Below are 15,458 nucleotides of genomic sequence, written 5' to 3' on the forward strand. Positions count from 1 at the left end.
TTCCAATGACGATTTCGCTTCGATCGCAAGATTTGGCCTTTCTCGACACTTTGTTCGACGACGGTGATTTCAGGGCGATCAACGGCGAGGGCAACAACCTCGCGCACCCCTCTTGGGGCAACGCCGACCAGCCCTTCGTTCGCCTGACGGCTGCTCATTATGAGCCGGGGAGCATCAACGGCGTTCGGGTGATCGGAGCCAGCGGCGCTCTGCTCCCCAACGAGCGGGTCATCAGCAACGTCGTCTCCGAATCCATCGATCAGAACGGTCAATCCGTCGAGACGCCGAATAGCTACGGCACCAATCTCCTCTTGATGTCGTTCGGTCAGTTCTTCGATCACGGCCTCGATTTCTACGACCGTGGCGGCGGATCGCAATTCGTCGATATGAGCGGCGTCGACGCGAAGCTCGCGCAGATCGCGGCCGCCAATCCCGGCCTGACCATCGACACGACGGACAACATCATCGCCCAGGGTGTTCCGCCCCAGCTGCAGTTCCTCATCGGCGGCCGCGCGGCCCGATACACGATCGACACGGACGGCAACGCCGTCCTGGATAACGTGAATGGAACCGACCATCTGAACAAGGTCTCGCCCTTCGTGGACCAGAATCAGACCTACGGGTCGGAACCCGGCATGACCTGGCTGCTTCGCGAAACCGCGAGAGATGCCAACGGCGCGGTCATCCGCGATGCGGGCGGCCATCTCGTCAAAACGCATCATCTCCTCGACGGCGTGGAGGAGGTCGGCCCGGACGGCGTCGCCCGCGGGACCCTCGCGACCTACAAGGACGTCCTGCTCAACAACGGAGTCAGCGATGCCAATATGGCCCATGCCCTCGATCTGGCGAGCGCATCGGGGGGAGACTACGCCGCCTGGACCTACCTGAAGAACGCGGCCAATTTCGTCGACTTCGCCGATATCGGCGACGGCAAGCACACGATCCTGCTCGGCGACAAAAACGATTTCGACACGTCCCCGCTCGGCCGTGATGGTCAGCCCGATCCGAACTTCAGCTTGGAAACGCTGCTGTCCTACTACATCGCCGGTGATCACCGGGCGAACGAGAACGTCGCGCTGACCTCTGTGCATACCGTCTTTCATCGGGAGCATAATTATCAGGCCGACCAGATCCGCGCTCTTCACCCCGAATGGAGCACGGAGGAGGTCTTCCAAGCCGCGAAGGTCATCACCTCGGCGGAATATCAGAGGATCGTCTTCGACGAGTTCGCTACCGCGATGTCGGGTGAGATTCCCGGTGCCGGTGACCACGGATTCAGTGGCTATCGCGCGAACGTCAACGCCGCGATCTCCGAGGAGTTCGCTGGTGCAATGTATCGCGTCGGTCACTCGATGATCAACGAAACGATTCCCTACGTCGATGCCAACGGAGAACTGAAGGACGTTCCCCTCATCCAGGCCTTCCTGAACCCGGCCATGTTCGCCGGCGAGGATTCGGCTCACCCGGGCGTGACGGGAGGGACGGCGGCGTTCCTGGCCGGGACGATGCAAGTGGCACACGACCAGATCGACGAGAAGCTGGTCGAGGCCGTCCGCAGCCAGCTTCTCGGGCTTCCGCTCGATCTCGGCGCGGCCAACATCATGCGCGGGCGCGAACTCGGGCTCTCTTCGCTGAACGAGTTCAGGGCCGAAGTGAGCAGTGCGGGCACAAGTCTCGACGCTCTCGGCCAAGCGTCCGATTATGCAGGGGGGCCGGGCGTGCCAAGCCTTGCGGCCTACCAGAACTGGAACGAATTTGGGGCCCACCTTCGCGGCAACGCCGCGCAAAGAGCCGAGCTTCTGGCTCAGTTCAAGGCCGTCTATGGCGAGGACGTGATCGATCCGGCCAACGGCAAGATCAATGGCACCGGCATCAGCCATGTGAATGACGTCGACCTGTGGATCGGTGGTCTTGCCGAAGCGCCCAGCGGTGGCAGCCAGATGGGCTCCACCTTCACGTGGATATTCCAAGAGCAGCTGGACCGACTGCAGGAAGGCGACCGCTTCTACTACCTGGAACAACTCGACGGCACGATGCTCGTCAACGATATCAACGCGCAGCATTTCTCGGACCTGATCGCCCGGAATTCCGGCATCGCGCATGGCCACTGGGACACGTTCAAAGTGTCGGAGCAGCGGAGCTTGGCCGCCGGCGAGGCAAACCGCGATTTCACCGGAGCGGGCGTGGCGGCGGGCGTCGCCCTCGTCCTCGTTGGCAACGATCTCGACAACCGTATCATCGGAACGTCGGGCGACAATACGCTCTATGGCGGTGCCGGGAACGACATTCTGAACGGCGGAACGGGAGGCAGCGACGCCCTCCACGGCGAGGGTGGAAACGATACGCTGAGTTCAGGCCCCGATACGAGGGACGATTACCTCTACGGGGAGGACGGGAACGATACGCTGAACGGCGGTCGCGGCGATGACGTGCTGGACGGCGGCGAGGGTTCCGACAAACTCCGCGGCGGAGCCGGCAAGGATTTTCTCAAGGGGGGCGCCGGTGACGACTGGCTCACTCCGGGAGCGGGCCGCGATGCGGTGGATGGCGGCGACGGCATCGATACGGTGGATTACAGCGCCTCCGCGGCGGGCGTGAGGATCAATATGCAGGTCCGCAGCGGGCGCTTATTGCCCGACGAGGCATCGGGGGGCGACGCCGAACGGGATGTGACCGTCAATGTCGAGAACGTGGTCGGTTCCGCGCTCGCGGACCGGATCACCGGCGATAACCTCGCCAACATGATCGAGGGCGGAGGAGCTGGCGACAACCTGGAAGGCGGGGGCGGCATCGATACCTTGAGCTACGCGCGTTCCAATGCCGGCGTCACGGTCAATCTTCTCACCTTGACTGCCAGCGGCGGCCATGCGCAAGGCGACCAGATCCACGGCTTCGAGAACCTCTTCGGCAGCGACTACGCCGACCGGCTCACGGGAACCAATCTGGCGAACACGATCACTTCGGCCCTCGGCAACGACGTCCTCGACGGTCTTGGGGGTGCGGATGCCCTCTCCGGAGGGTCGGGGAACGACATCTACTACGTCGATCAGTTGGGCGATGTCGTGCACGAGGCGGCCAGTAGCGGAACCGACAGGATCTACGCGAGCAGCAACTTCACACTGGGGGCAGGTGAAGCCGTCGAGGTCCTGGTCGCCAGGGCCGGAACTCTCGGTATCAGCCTCGGCGGCAACGAGCTCGTCAATACGCTCCAAAGCGGTGCAGGTGCCGATACCCTCAGCGGCTTTGGGGGGAACGACATCTACTACGTCAACGGCTTGAATGACGTCGTGCACGAGGTGGCAGGGGGCGGAACCGACAGGATCTACGCCAGCAGCAACTTCGTCCTGGGGGCGGGTGAATCGGTCGAGACCCTGGTCGCCAAGGCGGGAAACCTCGGCATCAGCCTTGGCGGCAACGAGCTCGTCAATACGCTCTACAGCGGTGCCGGTGCCGATACCCTCAGCGGCTTTGGAGGGAACGACATCTACTACGTCAACGGCGTGAACGACGTCGTGCACGAGGCGGCCGGGGCTGGGACCGACAAGATCTACGCCAGCAGCAACTTCACCCTGGGGGTGGGTGAATCGATCGAAAACCTCTTCGCCAAGGTCGGCGGCCTCAGCCTAACCGGCAACGAACTCGCCAACACGCTCGTCGGGAGTAGCGGCGCCGATCGTCTGAACGGCGGCCTCGGGAACGATACCCTGAAAGGGGGCGCCGGAAACGACACGTTCGTGTTCGCGTCCGGGTTCGGATCGGACCAGATCGTCGGCTTCGATGCCGACCCGACCGGTGGCCAGGACGTCATGGACCTGTCGGGTCTCGGCATCACGGCAGCCGACTTCGCCAGCGAGGTCTCGATCAATCAGTCCGGTGCCAACACCACCGTCATGATCGGGGCCGACACGATCCTGCTCCTCCGCGTCAATGCCAACACCGTCACACAGACCGACTTCCACCTGTCGTGACACGATCCGCTTCCTCGCGCTCCTCGGCGCGAGGAAGCTCGAATCGGCAGCATTGATGAATTTATCACGAAACGTCCGCTTCACGGACGCGGCCAGGGGAGAACGCCCGGAGGGGGACGATTTAGCCGACCATTCGGGATGTCGCCGCCCCTGCATGCTCACAACAAGTAACACAAAATTAGACCGGGATATCTTTCCGAAAACCTTCCCCTCATCAAAGCATCAGCCGAGTATATACAGTGGGCTACCTCGTGAAACCGGGGCGAATTGAGCGATAGGTGGGGACAGACCAGCTTCGCTGGCACTGGTTCATCAGATCCAGGCCTCGGCGAACCCTCAGTCTCTTAGCCGACGATCTTTGCGTCAATCGACAGAGATTTTCCGAGGCGGTGAATTTCACCGCATGCCCTGGGCCGCCATTGCGGTCCCCCTGTTGTGGACGCCTAAAGACCGAGAAGAGTTATTTGAGGCTGCCACCTAAGCAGCGCGTAACATCTGCTAACCCACAACTTGAATCCCGGAGCGAAACGGTCGTTATCGGTAAATTTAAGTGGTAACGGGGGATTCGCTGTAACGTCCGCTTGTGTGCGGACGGGACAAAGGGTCTGGATGGCGTAGTTGGTCAGATGTGGAGCGATCGCTTCTCGTCCAAAAGCTAAGGTTCGCTCTCTATTCCTACCCCGAGCCGAAGTTGCCGGACGACTAACGAATGACCGCTTACGGGAAGCGTCGATGACGATCCCGACGTCAGACTTGGGTCGCATGCGGAACGTCTGCTTTTGGGCAGGCGGCGAACTTCCGCTTATGGCGCATTGCTGCCGCAGCAAGATGACAACGAGCGTCCGACTGCCGGTATGACCGTGCGCTGCCGGTAAATCGCAGCACGTGCTCCTTCACGTTGCATTGCCGCCGTATGCGTCAGGATATTCGCTCCAGGCTATTGGCGCATTCATGAGCGCGGAGATGCCGGACCCTTCCGGCAAGATGCCAGCGATCGCCGCCTGGATGACGGATGGAGCCAGGAAGGCGAGGTTGAGGGTCATGCGCGCCGAGCGCTCGCTGCAGCCTTCCGCCACGGCGATGGCATGGGTGTCGGCGACACGGCCGCTGACAAGGTCATCGAGCCAGAAGCGAGCCTTGGCGATCCCGTCGACGAGGCGGGCCCGGGTCTCGACCCGCATCGGCCGCAGCGATACTGTTCCTCCATCACCCTCAGCGCGGATGATCTGGCGCCGACGACGGCTCGGTCGGGCCGACCAAGGCACGTTAAGCGGGGAGGGCTGTATGCTGCCTGCTCCGCACGCCCTGTGATCGTGCTCTGCACCATCCCGCGGGACGAAGCTGATGGCAAGATGGCTCGGGTGAACGACGATGCGGCTGACCTGGGCGAGCAGGGGCATCTCGTCGGATGGGGAAGGTTGGTCTGGGGAGGGTGGTGTAAGCGCCTCCCGCACCGCCTGCTCGATCTCGGGTGCCGACACGCGGGCGACCGAGCCGGCCTCGCCGCGCTGCCCCGTCTCGAGGGCGCGCGAGACGTAGTAGCGGTAGCGGAGCGCCCCCTTCCTGGCCGAGCTCGGCGTCATCCGGTTGCCGCGATCATCGTAGAGCAGACCTGTCAGCCACGAGCCGGTGTTGCCCCGGACGGAACCTTGCGCCTGCGCCTTCTGGCTCAGCGCCGCCTGGACCGCATCGAACAGCTCGCGCGGCACGATGCCCTCGTGCTCTCCGGGATAGTGCCGGTCCTTGTGGATCACCTCGCCGATATAGACCCGGTTGCGTAGCAGATAGGCCAGCGGACCTTTGGTGAAGGGGATACCGCCCCGGATCGTGCCATCCCGGCGCGGGGATCGCTGGGTCAGGATGCCCCGGCCCTGCAGATCGGCCACCAGCCCGTTGAGGCAGCCGAGTGCGAGGTAGCGCTCGAAGATCGCCCGTACTCGCGGCCCCTCATCGGGGCAGGGGACCAGCTTCTTGTCATGGACGCGGTAGCCCAGCGGCACGGGACCGCCCATGCGCATGCCCTTGCGCTTCGAGGCCGCGATCTTGTCGCGGATGCGCTCGGCCGTGACCTCGCGCTCGAACTGGGCGAACGACAGCAGGACGTTGAGCGTCAGCCGTCCCATGCTGTTGGTGGTGTTGAAGGCCTGCGTCACCGAGACGAAGGAGACGCCGTGCGCGTCGAACAGCTCGACGAGCTTGGCAAAGTCCGAGAGCGCACGGGTGAGCCGGTCGACCTTGTAGACCACCACCACATCGACGCGCCCCGCCTCGACCTCGGCAAGCAGCCGCTGCAAGGCCGGTCGCTCGAGACTGCCGCCTGAGACGCCGCCATCGTCGTAGGCGTCGGGCAGCAGGCGCCAGCCCTCATGCGCCTGGCTCTTGATGTAGGCCTCAGCGGCCTCGCGCTGGTTGTCGAGGGAGGTGAAGGCCTGATCGAGCCCGTGCTCGGTGGATTTGCGGGTGTAGATCGCGCAGCGCAGGGTCTTCTGGGCTTGGGGTTTAGGAGCCTGGTTTTTGGGTGCTTGGATCTTCGGAGGCTGGGCTTTGAGGTGCGACGGCTTGGAGAGGGATGCCATCACGCCATCCCTCCCGTGGCCACAGCCGAAAAGGACTCGTCGCCGCTGCTTGGCGCCCTGGTGGCTCCCTTGTCCCGAAGCCCGAAGAAGCGGGGACCGTTCCAGCGGGTGCCGGTGATCGCGCGGGCGACCTCCGACAGGCTGGCATAAGTCGTCTCCCTCCAGGCAAACCCACCCGCCACCACAGTGACGGTGTGGACCTCGCCCCCGAACTCCCGCACCAGCAGCGTGCCGGGTCGAAGCCCTGGGCTTGGGATCGGCGGGACGAGGGGCGGTGCCTTCGGCTTGGCGGCCCGCTCGGCGGCGGCGCGGCGGCGCAGCCTCTCCTTCGCGATCCGATCGAGCAGCCGGGCACTGTCGCGATCGAGATCGCCCAGCATTTTGGCCTGGATGCGGTAGGCCAGGAGCCGCATCATCAGGGTCCGAGACAGATGTGGGGGAGGGGCCGTTCGCAGATGCTGCCGCCAGCGGATGCGCAGGTCGCCCAGATCGAGTGAGGCAAGCGCCTCGATCTCGCGCTTGAGCTCGGGGCTGATCACGGCGGCCATCACCGGGCCTCCGTCGTGGCAATATCAGCCAGGCGATAGACGGTCCGATCCTCGGCATCGCGTGCTGTTGCGAGGGTCATCCCTCGCTTGCGCAGGCCGGTCAGGGCGGCGCGCGTCGAATGGGCGAGCCAGCCGGTGGCCCCCATCAGGTCGGCGAGCGTGGCGCCCTCGTCACGCCGCAGCATCGCGATGATCAGCGCCTGCTTCGTGCCGGGTCGCGCTTTCGTCTCGGCTCTACCCGATCTGGCATCCGCAACCGGCGGCGAGGCGTCGGAACCGGGTGCATCAGGAGAAAGGCCAAGGCTTTCCCGGCCGACTGGCGTGAGGCACAGTCCGATCGGACCGCGCTCATCGGTACGCCAGTGCGGCTGATCCTTTGGAACGACGACCTCGATCACTAACATCGTCTTGCAGAGCTTGGCGGACAGCGCCTTGGCGGCTCGGGCGTTCAGCCCAGAGGGCCGGGCGATCAACTGGTCTGGTGATTCGGCGGCTGCCTTGAGCAGCGCCTGGTGTGTCTCGTCGATCATGAGGGTGGACCTTGCGATGGGTCGGCAGCGGGTCTGCTGCCACCAGCGCAACCCCACCGATCGCGAGGGATCGGCAGGGGGTCGAAGGCGCAACCGCGTCGGCGGCCTCAAGGACGCTGACAGTTCCGCTCCATTCGCAGCGCAAGTCCAGTCCGAAGTGGCAGTAATTGCTCACACGCCAGTGTACGACCGCCAGCGAACCTCGGCTCCGCTGGCCTGCGAACCGGTCTCCAGCGCGATGAGCAGGCATGTAGCGGAAGCTGCACCGGCAGCAGGCGAGAAAACGGCCAAAACCGCCCAGAATCGGGGCCGCAGCACCGCCCCGGAGAGGAGACCTCAAAACGGCAGCTTTTCGCTATGCCCTTGAGACGCCGCACATCTCCCGCCAAACGCGAACGTCCGTCGTTCGCGGGGAGCGAGTGGTGGGGCACGCATCCCGTCCAAACCGGTCTCTGGCGCCATTTCCCTGCTAACAGGGAAAACAACAGGGAAACGGAGCGGTGCAGTTCCCAGGCTCTTTTTGGCCCGGCAATACAGCAGCCAAGGCAATGACTTAAGGAGCAATTCCCTGTGCGGCGGAACAGGGAATTGGTCTCAGCCAAACAGGGACGCGTGTCGGCGAAACAGGCAAGTCGATCGGCGGGATCAGGGATCGTCTCGGGTCAAACGCGAAAAAGGCCGGAGAGCGGTGATGCTCTCCGGCTGCATGGGATTATGAGGCATCAGGGGAGGGGGCTAAGTTCGCTCCGAGCCTTGAGCGCATATCGCCAGCATCGACGAACCGGACTTCAATGCCAGGGTGGAGCTTCGGACGATCGTCCAGGGCCTCCAGCCATTCCTCGTGTGACATCCCATCGAACTCGGTCGCCGGTGCCAGGGCCTTGATGGTATCGAAAAGGAGCTTGGCGGCTTTCATGTCGCCCTGCAGTGCCTTCCGGGTGAGCTGCTGGGCAAGCGCCTCGATCTGAGTGGTCCGGATCGTGCGACCATCCTTGGTGACAGCAATCGGCTCACGCGCGGCCTGGGTAAGCGCGTCCAGAAGATCACGCCGACCAAGCGGGGCCGAGTGACCCCGGGGCCGGCCGCGAGGATTGCCGGACTGACCTTTCCGGAAGCGATGGTCGGCCGGTGGCTTGCCGTACCCGACCTCGTACCCGGTGCGTCGCTTCGGTTTGATCATCGTGGTGTTCGTCGCGTCCGCCATCACGCAGCCTCCTCGAGCAGGGCAGGGGCCGTACGGGCCGACCGGACCTCGTCCCAGGTCTCGTCCGTGCCGTCGAGAATGGCGTCGCGGCCCGTGAAGGCCTGCCAGCGCCGGATAGCGACATCGACATAGACCGGGTCGAGTTCGAGCACCCGTGCCTCACGCCCGGTCTTCTCCGCAGCCAGCAAGGTCGTGCCGCTGCCCGAGAACGGATCGAGGACAATCGCGCCGCGGCATGTCACATCCTTGATCGCATCGACGACCAGGGCCACCGGCTTGACGGTGGGATGCAGCGCCAGATCGCCCGCGCCCTTGAAGGTGTTGACCCCGGAATAGGTCCACACGTTCGAACGGTTGCGTCCGTGCCGGCCGAGCTCGACGTTGTTGGTGTGGCTGGCTGTGCCAACTTTGTAGAGCGCGATCAACTCGTGCTGCGAGCGGTAGAGCGAACCCTGCCCCGGGTTGGTCTTGCTCCACACGATGAGATTCTTCTGTTCGCCGTAGAGCGGGCGGGTCGCGGCATGCAGCTCCGGCAGGTGGCGCCAATCCATGCAGACGTAGTGCAGGGCTCCATCACGGGAGACCGAGACCGCATTGCCGAGGCTCTCGCTCAGGAAGGCGGTGAAGGCCTCCTCCGTCATCTCGCCCGAGCCCATGACGAACTCGCGGTGCTGGACCTTGCCGCGGCCCATGACGTGGCCGTTGACGGGCACGTTGTAGGGTGGATCGGTGAAGACCATGTCGGCCTCTCGTCCGCCCATCAGACGCTCGACGTCATCGCTACTGCACGCGCTGCCGCACAGGATCCGGTGCGGGCCGAGCAGCCAGAGGTCACCGAGCTGCGAGATCGGTGCTTCCGGCTCATGCTGCTCGTCCTCGCGCGAGGCGAGGCGCTCCTCTTCGAGATCCCCCGTCAGAAGATCGAGCTCGGCGATCTCGAAGCCGGTGATGGAGAGATCCAGGCCGATCTCAGGCAGGTGGATGGCGAGTTCGCCGAGCTCAAGGGCGAGGGTCGCCCGATCCCATCCGGCGAGGGTGGCGATCTTGTTGTCGGCGATCGCATAGGCGCGCTTCTGCGTGTCGCTCAGGTGATCGAGCCGGACGGTCGGGACCGTGTGAAGGCCGAGCTGCTTGGCCGCCAACAAGCGTCCGTGCCCGGCGAGCACGAGCCCGGTCTCGTCGACGACGAGCGGTACGGTGAAGCCGAACGCCATGATGCTGTCGGCGATCTTGGCGATCTGCTTTTTCGAATGGGTGCGAGCGTTGCGCGGGTTGGGTTTGAGGGAGGTCGGAGCTTGGTCGAGGATGGTCAACCCGGCCGTGGGAAAGGCCAGTGCGTTCGTCGTCATGATGGGGATGTCCTTGGAAAAGCGCGCACGACGACGAGCCCGCGTGCCATACGGCTGCAGGGTCAAAGTCAGCGCAGTACTGTGAGAGAAGGGCCGCTCAGGCCTGGAGACAGAAACGCCCCGGAGCGGGAGCCACGAGGCGAGGAGATATGCGATCGCGAGGCGGGCCAGTCAGGCACACCGTTCGGGGAGGATCAAGATTGCAGGTAGGTCCAAGCCGGTCCGCTGCGGACACAGACTTCAAGACATAATAAAAATGCACAGTTTACCCGTCGGGTGTCAAGCCACTTTAGCCGTATTCCATTAACTGAGCCCGCGAACGCCATGTCCGCTATCTGCCGAATAGGGCGGGGCCCACACGGTATTTCGAAACTGCTGACGTTGCCGCGCGACCGATTTAATTTGTGAAGTGATCGGCGCGTCGTTCACCTGGCCAAAGGATTCTGCCTATTGATAACAGCCCGGGCTGCCGCAGAAGGTAAGGCCCGGGTCCTCCTTGCAGCAGCTTACCCTGACGACGAGTTCGTCGGTGCCGTCGAGCAAGCGACTGGATCAGCGATGCCGACATGGCGAGTATGGCCGGCGACATCCGCGAGCATGTGACGTCGAATGGCAGGCGCCTTCAAGATTAATTAAATAGCTTGAAAGGCCGCTCCACGCACTGTGCATACGAGCGATATCCGCAACGAGTAGATTCTTGCCGGTCTACTTCCTGGAACTGAAGCGACAAAACCGGCCCTTCGCTCTGACTGCGGCGGTCAACAGCAGCGCGGACGTAGCAGCTTCAGCGGCTTTACGACAGTTAAGGATCGTTAAATGAGCGCTCGGTTTCAGATGGAGAGTCGAAAGAGCGGGCACCCCGCCTCCCGCTGGGTCAAGTAACTAATGCAGGTGCATTTGCCGGATTGGGTGATACGAAGTCGCGGATGCCGGTAAATTCGAGCAATGTCCTCAGGGCTCCGCGACTGAAGTTTTTACATCAGACCGGGCCGGCCGCCGGAGTCAGCCTGCGGAACAGGTTGGTATTCCGAAACAGCGTAAGCGTTCCAATAATAGAGATCACCGCAGCGCAGGCGAGCCACAAGCCGGGCATGGCGCGATTGCCGGTCACATGGATGAGATAAGTGCAGATCGCGGGGGTGAAGCCTCCGAAAATCGCCTGGGCCAAGCTGTAGGCTAGCGAGAAGCCGGTGGCGCGTACATCAGCCGGCATGATCTCGGTCAACGTGACGACCATCACGCCCTGGTAGCCGCCGTAAAGGAAAGACATCCACATCAGCGCCGCGAACAGCCGCGCGAAGGATGGGTCCGACACCAGCCATGCCATGACTGGATAGGCCGTGATCGCAATCAGTACCGAGAAGGTGATCAGGACGGGAAGGCGCCCGACGCGATCAGACACGGCACCCATGACGGGCACCCAGATAAAGTTTGCTACGCCGACGCAGACCGTGACAAGAAAGCTGTCGTTAGCGCTCAAGCCTAGCACCTGCCGAGCATAGGTTGGGGTGTAGGCGGTGATCATGTAGAAGAACACGCTCGTCAGCGTGACGAGCAGTACGGCCTTAAACACAATCGCCCAGTTCTGCAGGAGTGAGCCGTAGATCTCGCGTAGCGTCGGCTGACGGCGCTTAGTGCGCTGGGTGAACTCCTCGCTCTCTTGCATCGAGCGTCGAATCCAAAATAGCACAGGAACGATCATGCAGCCGATGAGGAAAGGGATGCGCCAACCCCATTCGAGCATCTGCTGATCGGTCAGGATACCGCGCAGGCTGACACCGATGATGGCGGCGAAAACAACGGCGACCTGCTGGCTTGCGGATTGCCAACTCACGTAGAATCCGCGGTTTCCGGGGGTTGCGATTTCGGAAAGATAGACCGAGACGCCGCCTGACTCGGCCCCTGCCGAGAAGCCTTGGAGTAGACGTCCGACAATAACCAGGAGAGGCGCGCCAAGGCCAATGGACGCGTAGGTTGGGGTGAAGGCAATCATCGCGACGCCGACCGACATGATTGCGAGGCTTAAGATCAGGCCGGCGCGGCGTCCGTGCCGATCGATATAAGCCCCGAGCACGATGGCGCCGAGTGGGCGCATCAGGAAGCCAACGCCGAAAGTCATCAAAGAAAGCATTAACGAGACGAACTCGTTGTCGTTCGGAAAGACGGCTTGCGCTACGTACGAGGCGTAGAAGCCGTAGACCATGAAATCGAACATCTCGAGGAAGTTGCCGCTAACAACGCGGACGACATCCTTCTTGTTCGACTGTCCCTTTACTGTGGCGTCCATGTTTCCCCTCCCGTAACCCGACAAAGTCTCGACCGCCCACACGTCCGGTGGGCAAGAGCTCAAAAACCGACATTCTCTTGTTCTAATATTTAGAACGACGGTCTATGATATGCTACATTAGGTAAATCATGCCGCGCCCGTCAATCGGATGCGGAACCATCGTGCATGAATTTAGGTACATTGAGTAATATTAAGAAGCATTGTTCAATTTTCTCCCCCAACCGACTTGACCATGCAGATACGCCAGCGGTATGAGTTTATTCAGGACGCCGTATTGAATATTGGAACGATGGACAGCACACTTCTTAAAGGCCTGACCGTTCTTGAACACCTCGCGGCTAGTGAGGCGCCGCGCGGCGTCAGCGAGCTCGCCCGGGCTCTCGACTTGACCAAAAGTAACGTCCACCGCACGCTGCAGACCTTGGTCGCGGCGGGTTATGTCCGCGCGACTCCGGGTGGCGCCTACGAGTGCACCCTGAAGCTCTTCGAGCTGGCAAGTTCAGTCCTAGCCAGGGTCGATGTGCGGCAGGTCGCCGAGCGTTTCATGCGCTCGCTCGCGGACCAGACCCAAGAGACGATCCACCTGTCGCTGCTCGACAGGGCAGAGGTGATCTACCTGCACAAGATCGAGAGCCCGCATCCGGTGCGGGCCTATTCCTCGATCGGTGGCCGGGCTCCGGCCTATTGCGTCGCCTCCGGCAAGGCGCTGCTCGCCTACCAGGAGGAGGCGCTGGCGCATCTTACCGATCCGCTCCCGACGTATACCCCGCGCACCATCACCAGCCTCGACATGCTGCGGCGCGAGCTGGAGCAGGTGCGGGTGCAGGGCTTCGCGATCAACCGGGGCGAGTGGCGCGAGGGCGTTTGCGGATTGGCCGCCATCGTCCATGACGCGATGCGCAAGCCCATCGCCTCGATTGGTATTTCCGGCCCCTCGGATCGGCTTGATCCGGCGGCTCTACGACGCTTTAGCGATGTGGTCGTCGACGCCGCCCGCGGGTTGTCACGCGCTCTTGGCTACAACCCCATCGACCTCGCGCCGCGGATCATCCGCACTGGCGTGATGCGCGAACCCGCTTGATTTCAGGAGGACAGGCTTTGGGACCGCTTTCCGGTATCCGCGTCATCGAATTCTGCAGCGTCGCTGCCGGTCCGTTCTGCGCCATGCTGCTCGCCGACATGGGCGCCGACGTCATCAAGGTCGAGAACCCGGATGGCGGCGACACCATGCGGGCATGGCCTCCAATCAGCGCAGGCTACAGCGAGAACTTCGCCTCGCTCAACCGCAACAAGCGCTCGGTGACCCTCGACCTCAAGGATCCCGCCGGGAACACTCAGGCGCGCGATCTGATCCGCTCCGCGGACGTTGTGCTAGAGAACAACCGCCCCGGCGTAATGCAGCGGCTCGGCCTCGACTACGCTACCGTGAGCACCGACCAGCCCAAGCTCGTCTATTGCTCGATCTCGGCGTACGGCCAGGAGGGTCCACGCTCGCGCGAGGCCGGATTCGACCTGACGCTCCAGGCCATGAGCGGAGTCATGAGCGTGACCGGCGAGCCGGGGGCGCCACCCGTGAAATGCGGAGTGCCGATCTCGGATTTCGGGACTGGCCTCTATGCCGCCTACGCCATTGCGGCCGCGCTGCTGCAGGTGGGCGCCGGCGGCAGAGGTACGCATATCGACGCATCGATGTTCGGGGCCTCGCTCGCCATGGGCGCTCTCCAGACGAGCCAGTATTTCGGCAGCGGCAAGGCCCCGGAGCGTCTCGGCTCCGCCCATCCGCGCAACGCTCCCTATCAGGCCTTCCGCGCCCAGGACGGTTACTTCGCTATGGCCGCGGGCAACAACGCGCTCTATCGCGCGGCCTGCAAGGCCATCGAACGGCCGGACCTGATCGACGATCCGCGCTTCGCCTCAAGTGCCCTTCGCGCCGATCATCAGACCGAACTACTCGAGATTCTCGAACGGGATTTCGCCGCCCATTCCTGCGCAGACCTGCTCGAACGCTTCCGGAAGGCCGGCGTGCCTTGCTCGCCGATCAACAGCTATGCCGAGGCGCTCGCCGACCCGCAGGTCGCGCATATGGGCTGGGTCCAGCCCGTAACGCTGCCCTCGGGTGTCGAGACGCGCACATTCGTCTCGCCGCTGAAATTCTCGGGTGAAGGTTTCCCAATCTACCGCGACCCTCCGGCGCTCGGCGAACATAATGACGAGGTGTTCGGTACTGCCGCGGCCGTTATCGCGAAGAGCGCATGATGGACGAGCTTCTGATCGCGCGGGACGGCGCCATGCTGACCCTGACACTCAACCGTCCCGACAAGATGAACGCGCTCTCGGCACCGCTCGTCGAGTCGCTGCTCGACCAGATCCAGCAGGCGAGCACATCCGATGTGCGCCTGCTCGTCCTCAAGGGCAACGGGCGCAACTTCAGTGCCGGCTTCGATTTCGGTGGCTACGAGGATCTTTCCGAAGGCGATCTCGTCATGCGTTTTGTCCGGATCGAACAGTTGCTGCAGGCGGTCTATCACGCGCCCTTCGACACTCTCGCCCTCGCGCATGGCCGGAATTTCGGCGCGGGCGTCGACCTGATCTGCTCCTCTGGCCGGCGCGTCGCCGATCCCGGCGCGACCTTCCGGATGCCGGGCCTGTCCTTCGGGCTCGTGCTTGGCACGCGCCGATACGCCGAGCGGGTCGGCAACGCGCTGGCCCGGCAGGTCTTGGAGGAAGGCCAGGCTTTCGACACGACCGAAGCGCTGGCCGCCGGCTTCCTCACGAAGGCCGCGCCGAAGGAGGACTGGGACGAGGTCGTCGCGACGGCCGCTGCGACCTCGGTGCGGCTATCCGTAGAAGCGAACGCCGACCTCATCGCTGCCACCTCTACCGACACGCGGGCGATGGATCTCGCCGACCTCGTCACCTCGGCCGCGCGGCCGGGGCTGAAGGAACGGATCCGGGCCTATCGCGCCTGAGACGAAACACCGATCTGGAGAGCCGAC

The 15,458-nt window shown here is 63.3% G+C and carries 10 protein-coding genes; 4 read left to right on the forward strand and 6 right to left on the reverse strand.

All coding sequences use genetic code 11. The features are described 5' to 3' along the window. Positions 1-32 precede the first annotated feature (32 nt). The gene (locus AC0IXR_RS12760; RefSeq protein ID WP_471760942.1) at positions 33-3,968 is read left to right on the forward strand and encodes a peroxidase family protein; all 3,936 of its coding nucleotides are present in this window, start codon (positions 33-35) and stop codon (positions 3,966-3,968) included. Positions 3,969-4,861: 893 nt separating this feature from the next. On the opposite strand, the gene AC0IXR_RS12765 is transcribed toward AC0IXR_RS12760, so the two are convergent. The 6 genes from AC0IXR_RS12765 to tcuC form a co-directional block, all read right to left on the reverse strand. Then, the gene (locus tag AC0IXR_RS12765; protein ID WP_471760943.1) at positions 4,862-6,544 is read right to left on the reverse strand and encodes a recombinase family protein; all 1,683 of its coding nucleotides are present in this window, start codon (positions 6,542-6,544) and stop codon (positions 4,862-4,864) included. Next, positions 6,544-7,092, reverse strand: a complete 549-nt coding sequence (locus tag AC0IXR_RS12770) for a DUF2924 domain-containing protein (RefSeq protein WP_056433801.1) — start codon at positions 7,090-7,092, stop codon at positions 6,544-6,546. The genes AC0IXR_RS12765 and AC0IXR_RS12770 overlap by 1 nt, the downstream gene beginning before the upstream one ends. Further along, on the reverse strand, positions 7,092-7,622 hold the full coding sequence (locus tag AC0IXR_RS12775) for a DUF3489 domain-containing protein (RefSeq protein ID WP_471760944.1): 531 nt from the start codon (positions 7,620-7,622) through the stop codon (positions 7,092-7,094). The genes AC0IXR_RS12770 and AC0IXR_RS12775 overlap by 1 nt, the downstream gene beginning before the upstream one ends. Before the next feature lie 712 nt (positions 7,623-8,334). Next, complete coding sequence (locus tag AC0IXR_RS12780) at positions 8,335-8,826, reverse strand: DUF5681 domain-containing protein (RefSeq protein WP_471760945.1); 492 nt, start codon at positions 8,824-8,826, stop codon at positions 8,335-8,337. Further along, positions 8,826-10,175, reverse strand: coding sequence for a site-specific DNA-methyltransferase (locus AC0IXR_RS12785; protein WP_471760946.1), 1,350 nt, complete (start codon positions 10,173-10,175; stop codon positions 8,826-8,828). Before AC0IXR_RS12785 ends, AC0IXR_RS12780 begins: the two co-directional genes overlap by 1 nt. A gap of 979 nt (positions 10,176-11,154) precedes the next feature. Then, positions 11,155-12,462 carry a tricarballylate/proton symporter TcuC gene (gene tcuC / locus AC0IXR_RS12790; RefSeq protein WP_471760947.1) on the reverse strand — a complete coding sequence of 436 codons (1,308 nt, stop codon included), beginning with the start codon at positions 12,460-12,462 and terminating at the stop codon, positions 11,155-11,157. A gap of 232 nt (positions 12,463-12,694) precedes the next feature. Here tcuC and AC0IXR_RS12795 point away from each other — a divergent pair, with 232 nt between their 5' ends. Genes AC0IXR_RS12795 through AC0IXR_RS12805 form a run of 3 tightly spaced genes read left to right on the forward strand, consistent with a single transcriptional unit; the run spans position 12,695 to position 15,431 of the window. After that, the gene (locus AC0IXR_RS12795; RefSeq protein ID WP_244483658.1) at positions 12,695-13,543 is read left to right on the forward strand and encodes an IclR family transcriptional regulator; all 849 of its coding nucleotides are present in this window, start codon (positions 12,695-12,697) and stop codon (positions 13,541-13,543) included. Positions 13,544-13,560: 17 nt separating this feature from the next. Then, positions 13,561-14,718, forward strand: a complete 1,158-nt coding sequence (locus AC0IXR_RS12800; protein WP_471760948.1) for a CaiB/BaiF CoA transferase family protein — start codon at positions 13,561-13,563, stop codon at positions 14,716-14,718. After that, complete coding sequence (locus AC0IXR_RS12805; protein ID WP_471760949.1) at positions 14,715-15,431, forward strand: enoyl-CoA hydratase/isomerase family protein; 717 nt, start codon at positions 14,715-14,717, stop codon at positions 15,429-15,431. The genes AC0IXR_RS12800 and AC0IXR_RS12805 overlap by 4 nt, the downstream gene beginning before the upstream one ends. Positions 15,432-15,458 lie beyond the last annotated feature (27 nt).

This window comes from Methylobacterium sp. AC832, assembly GCF_979256025.1.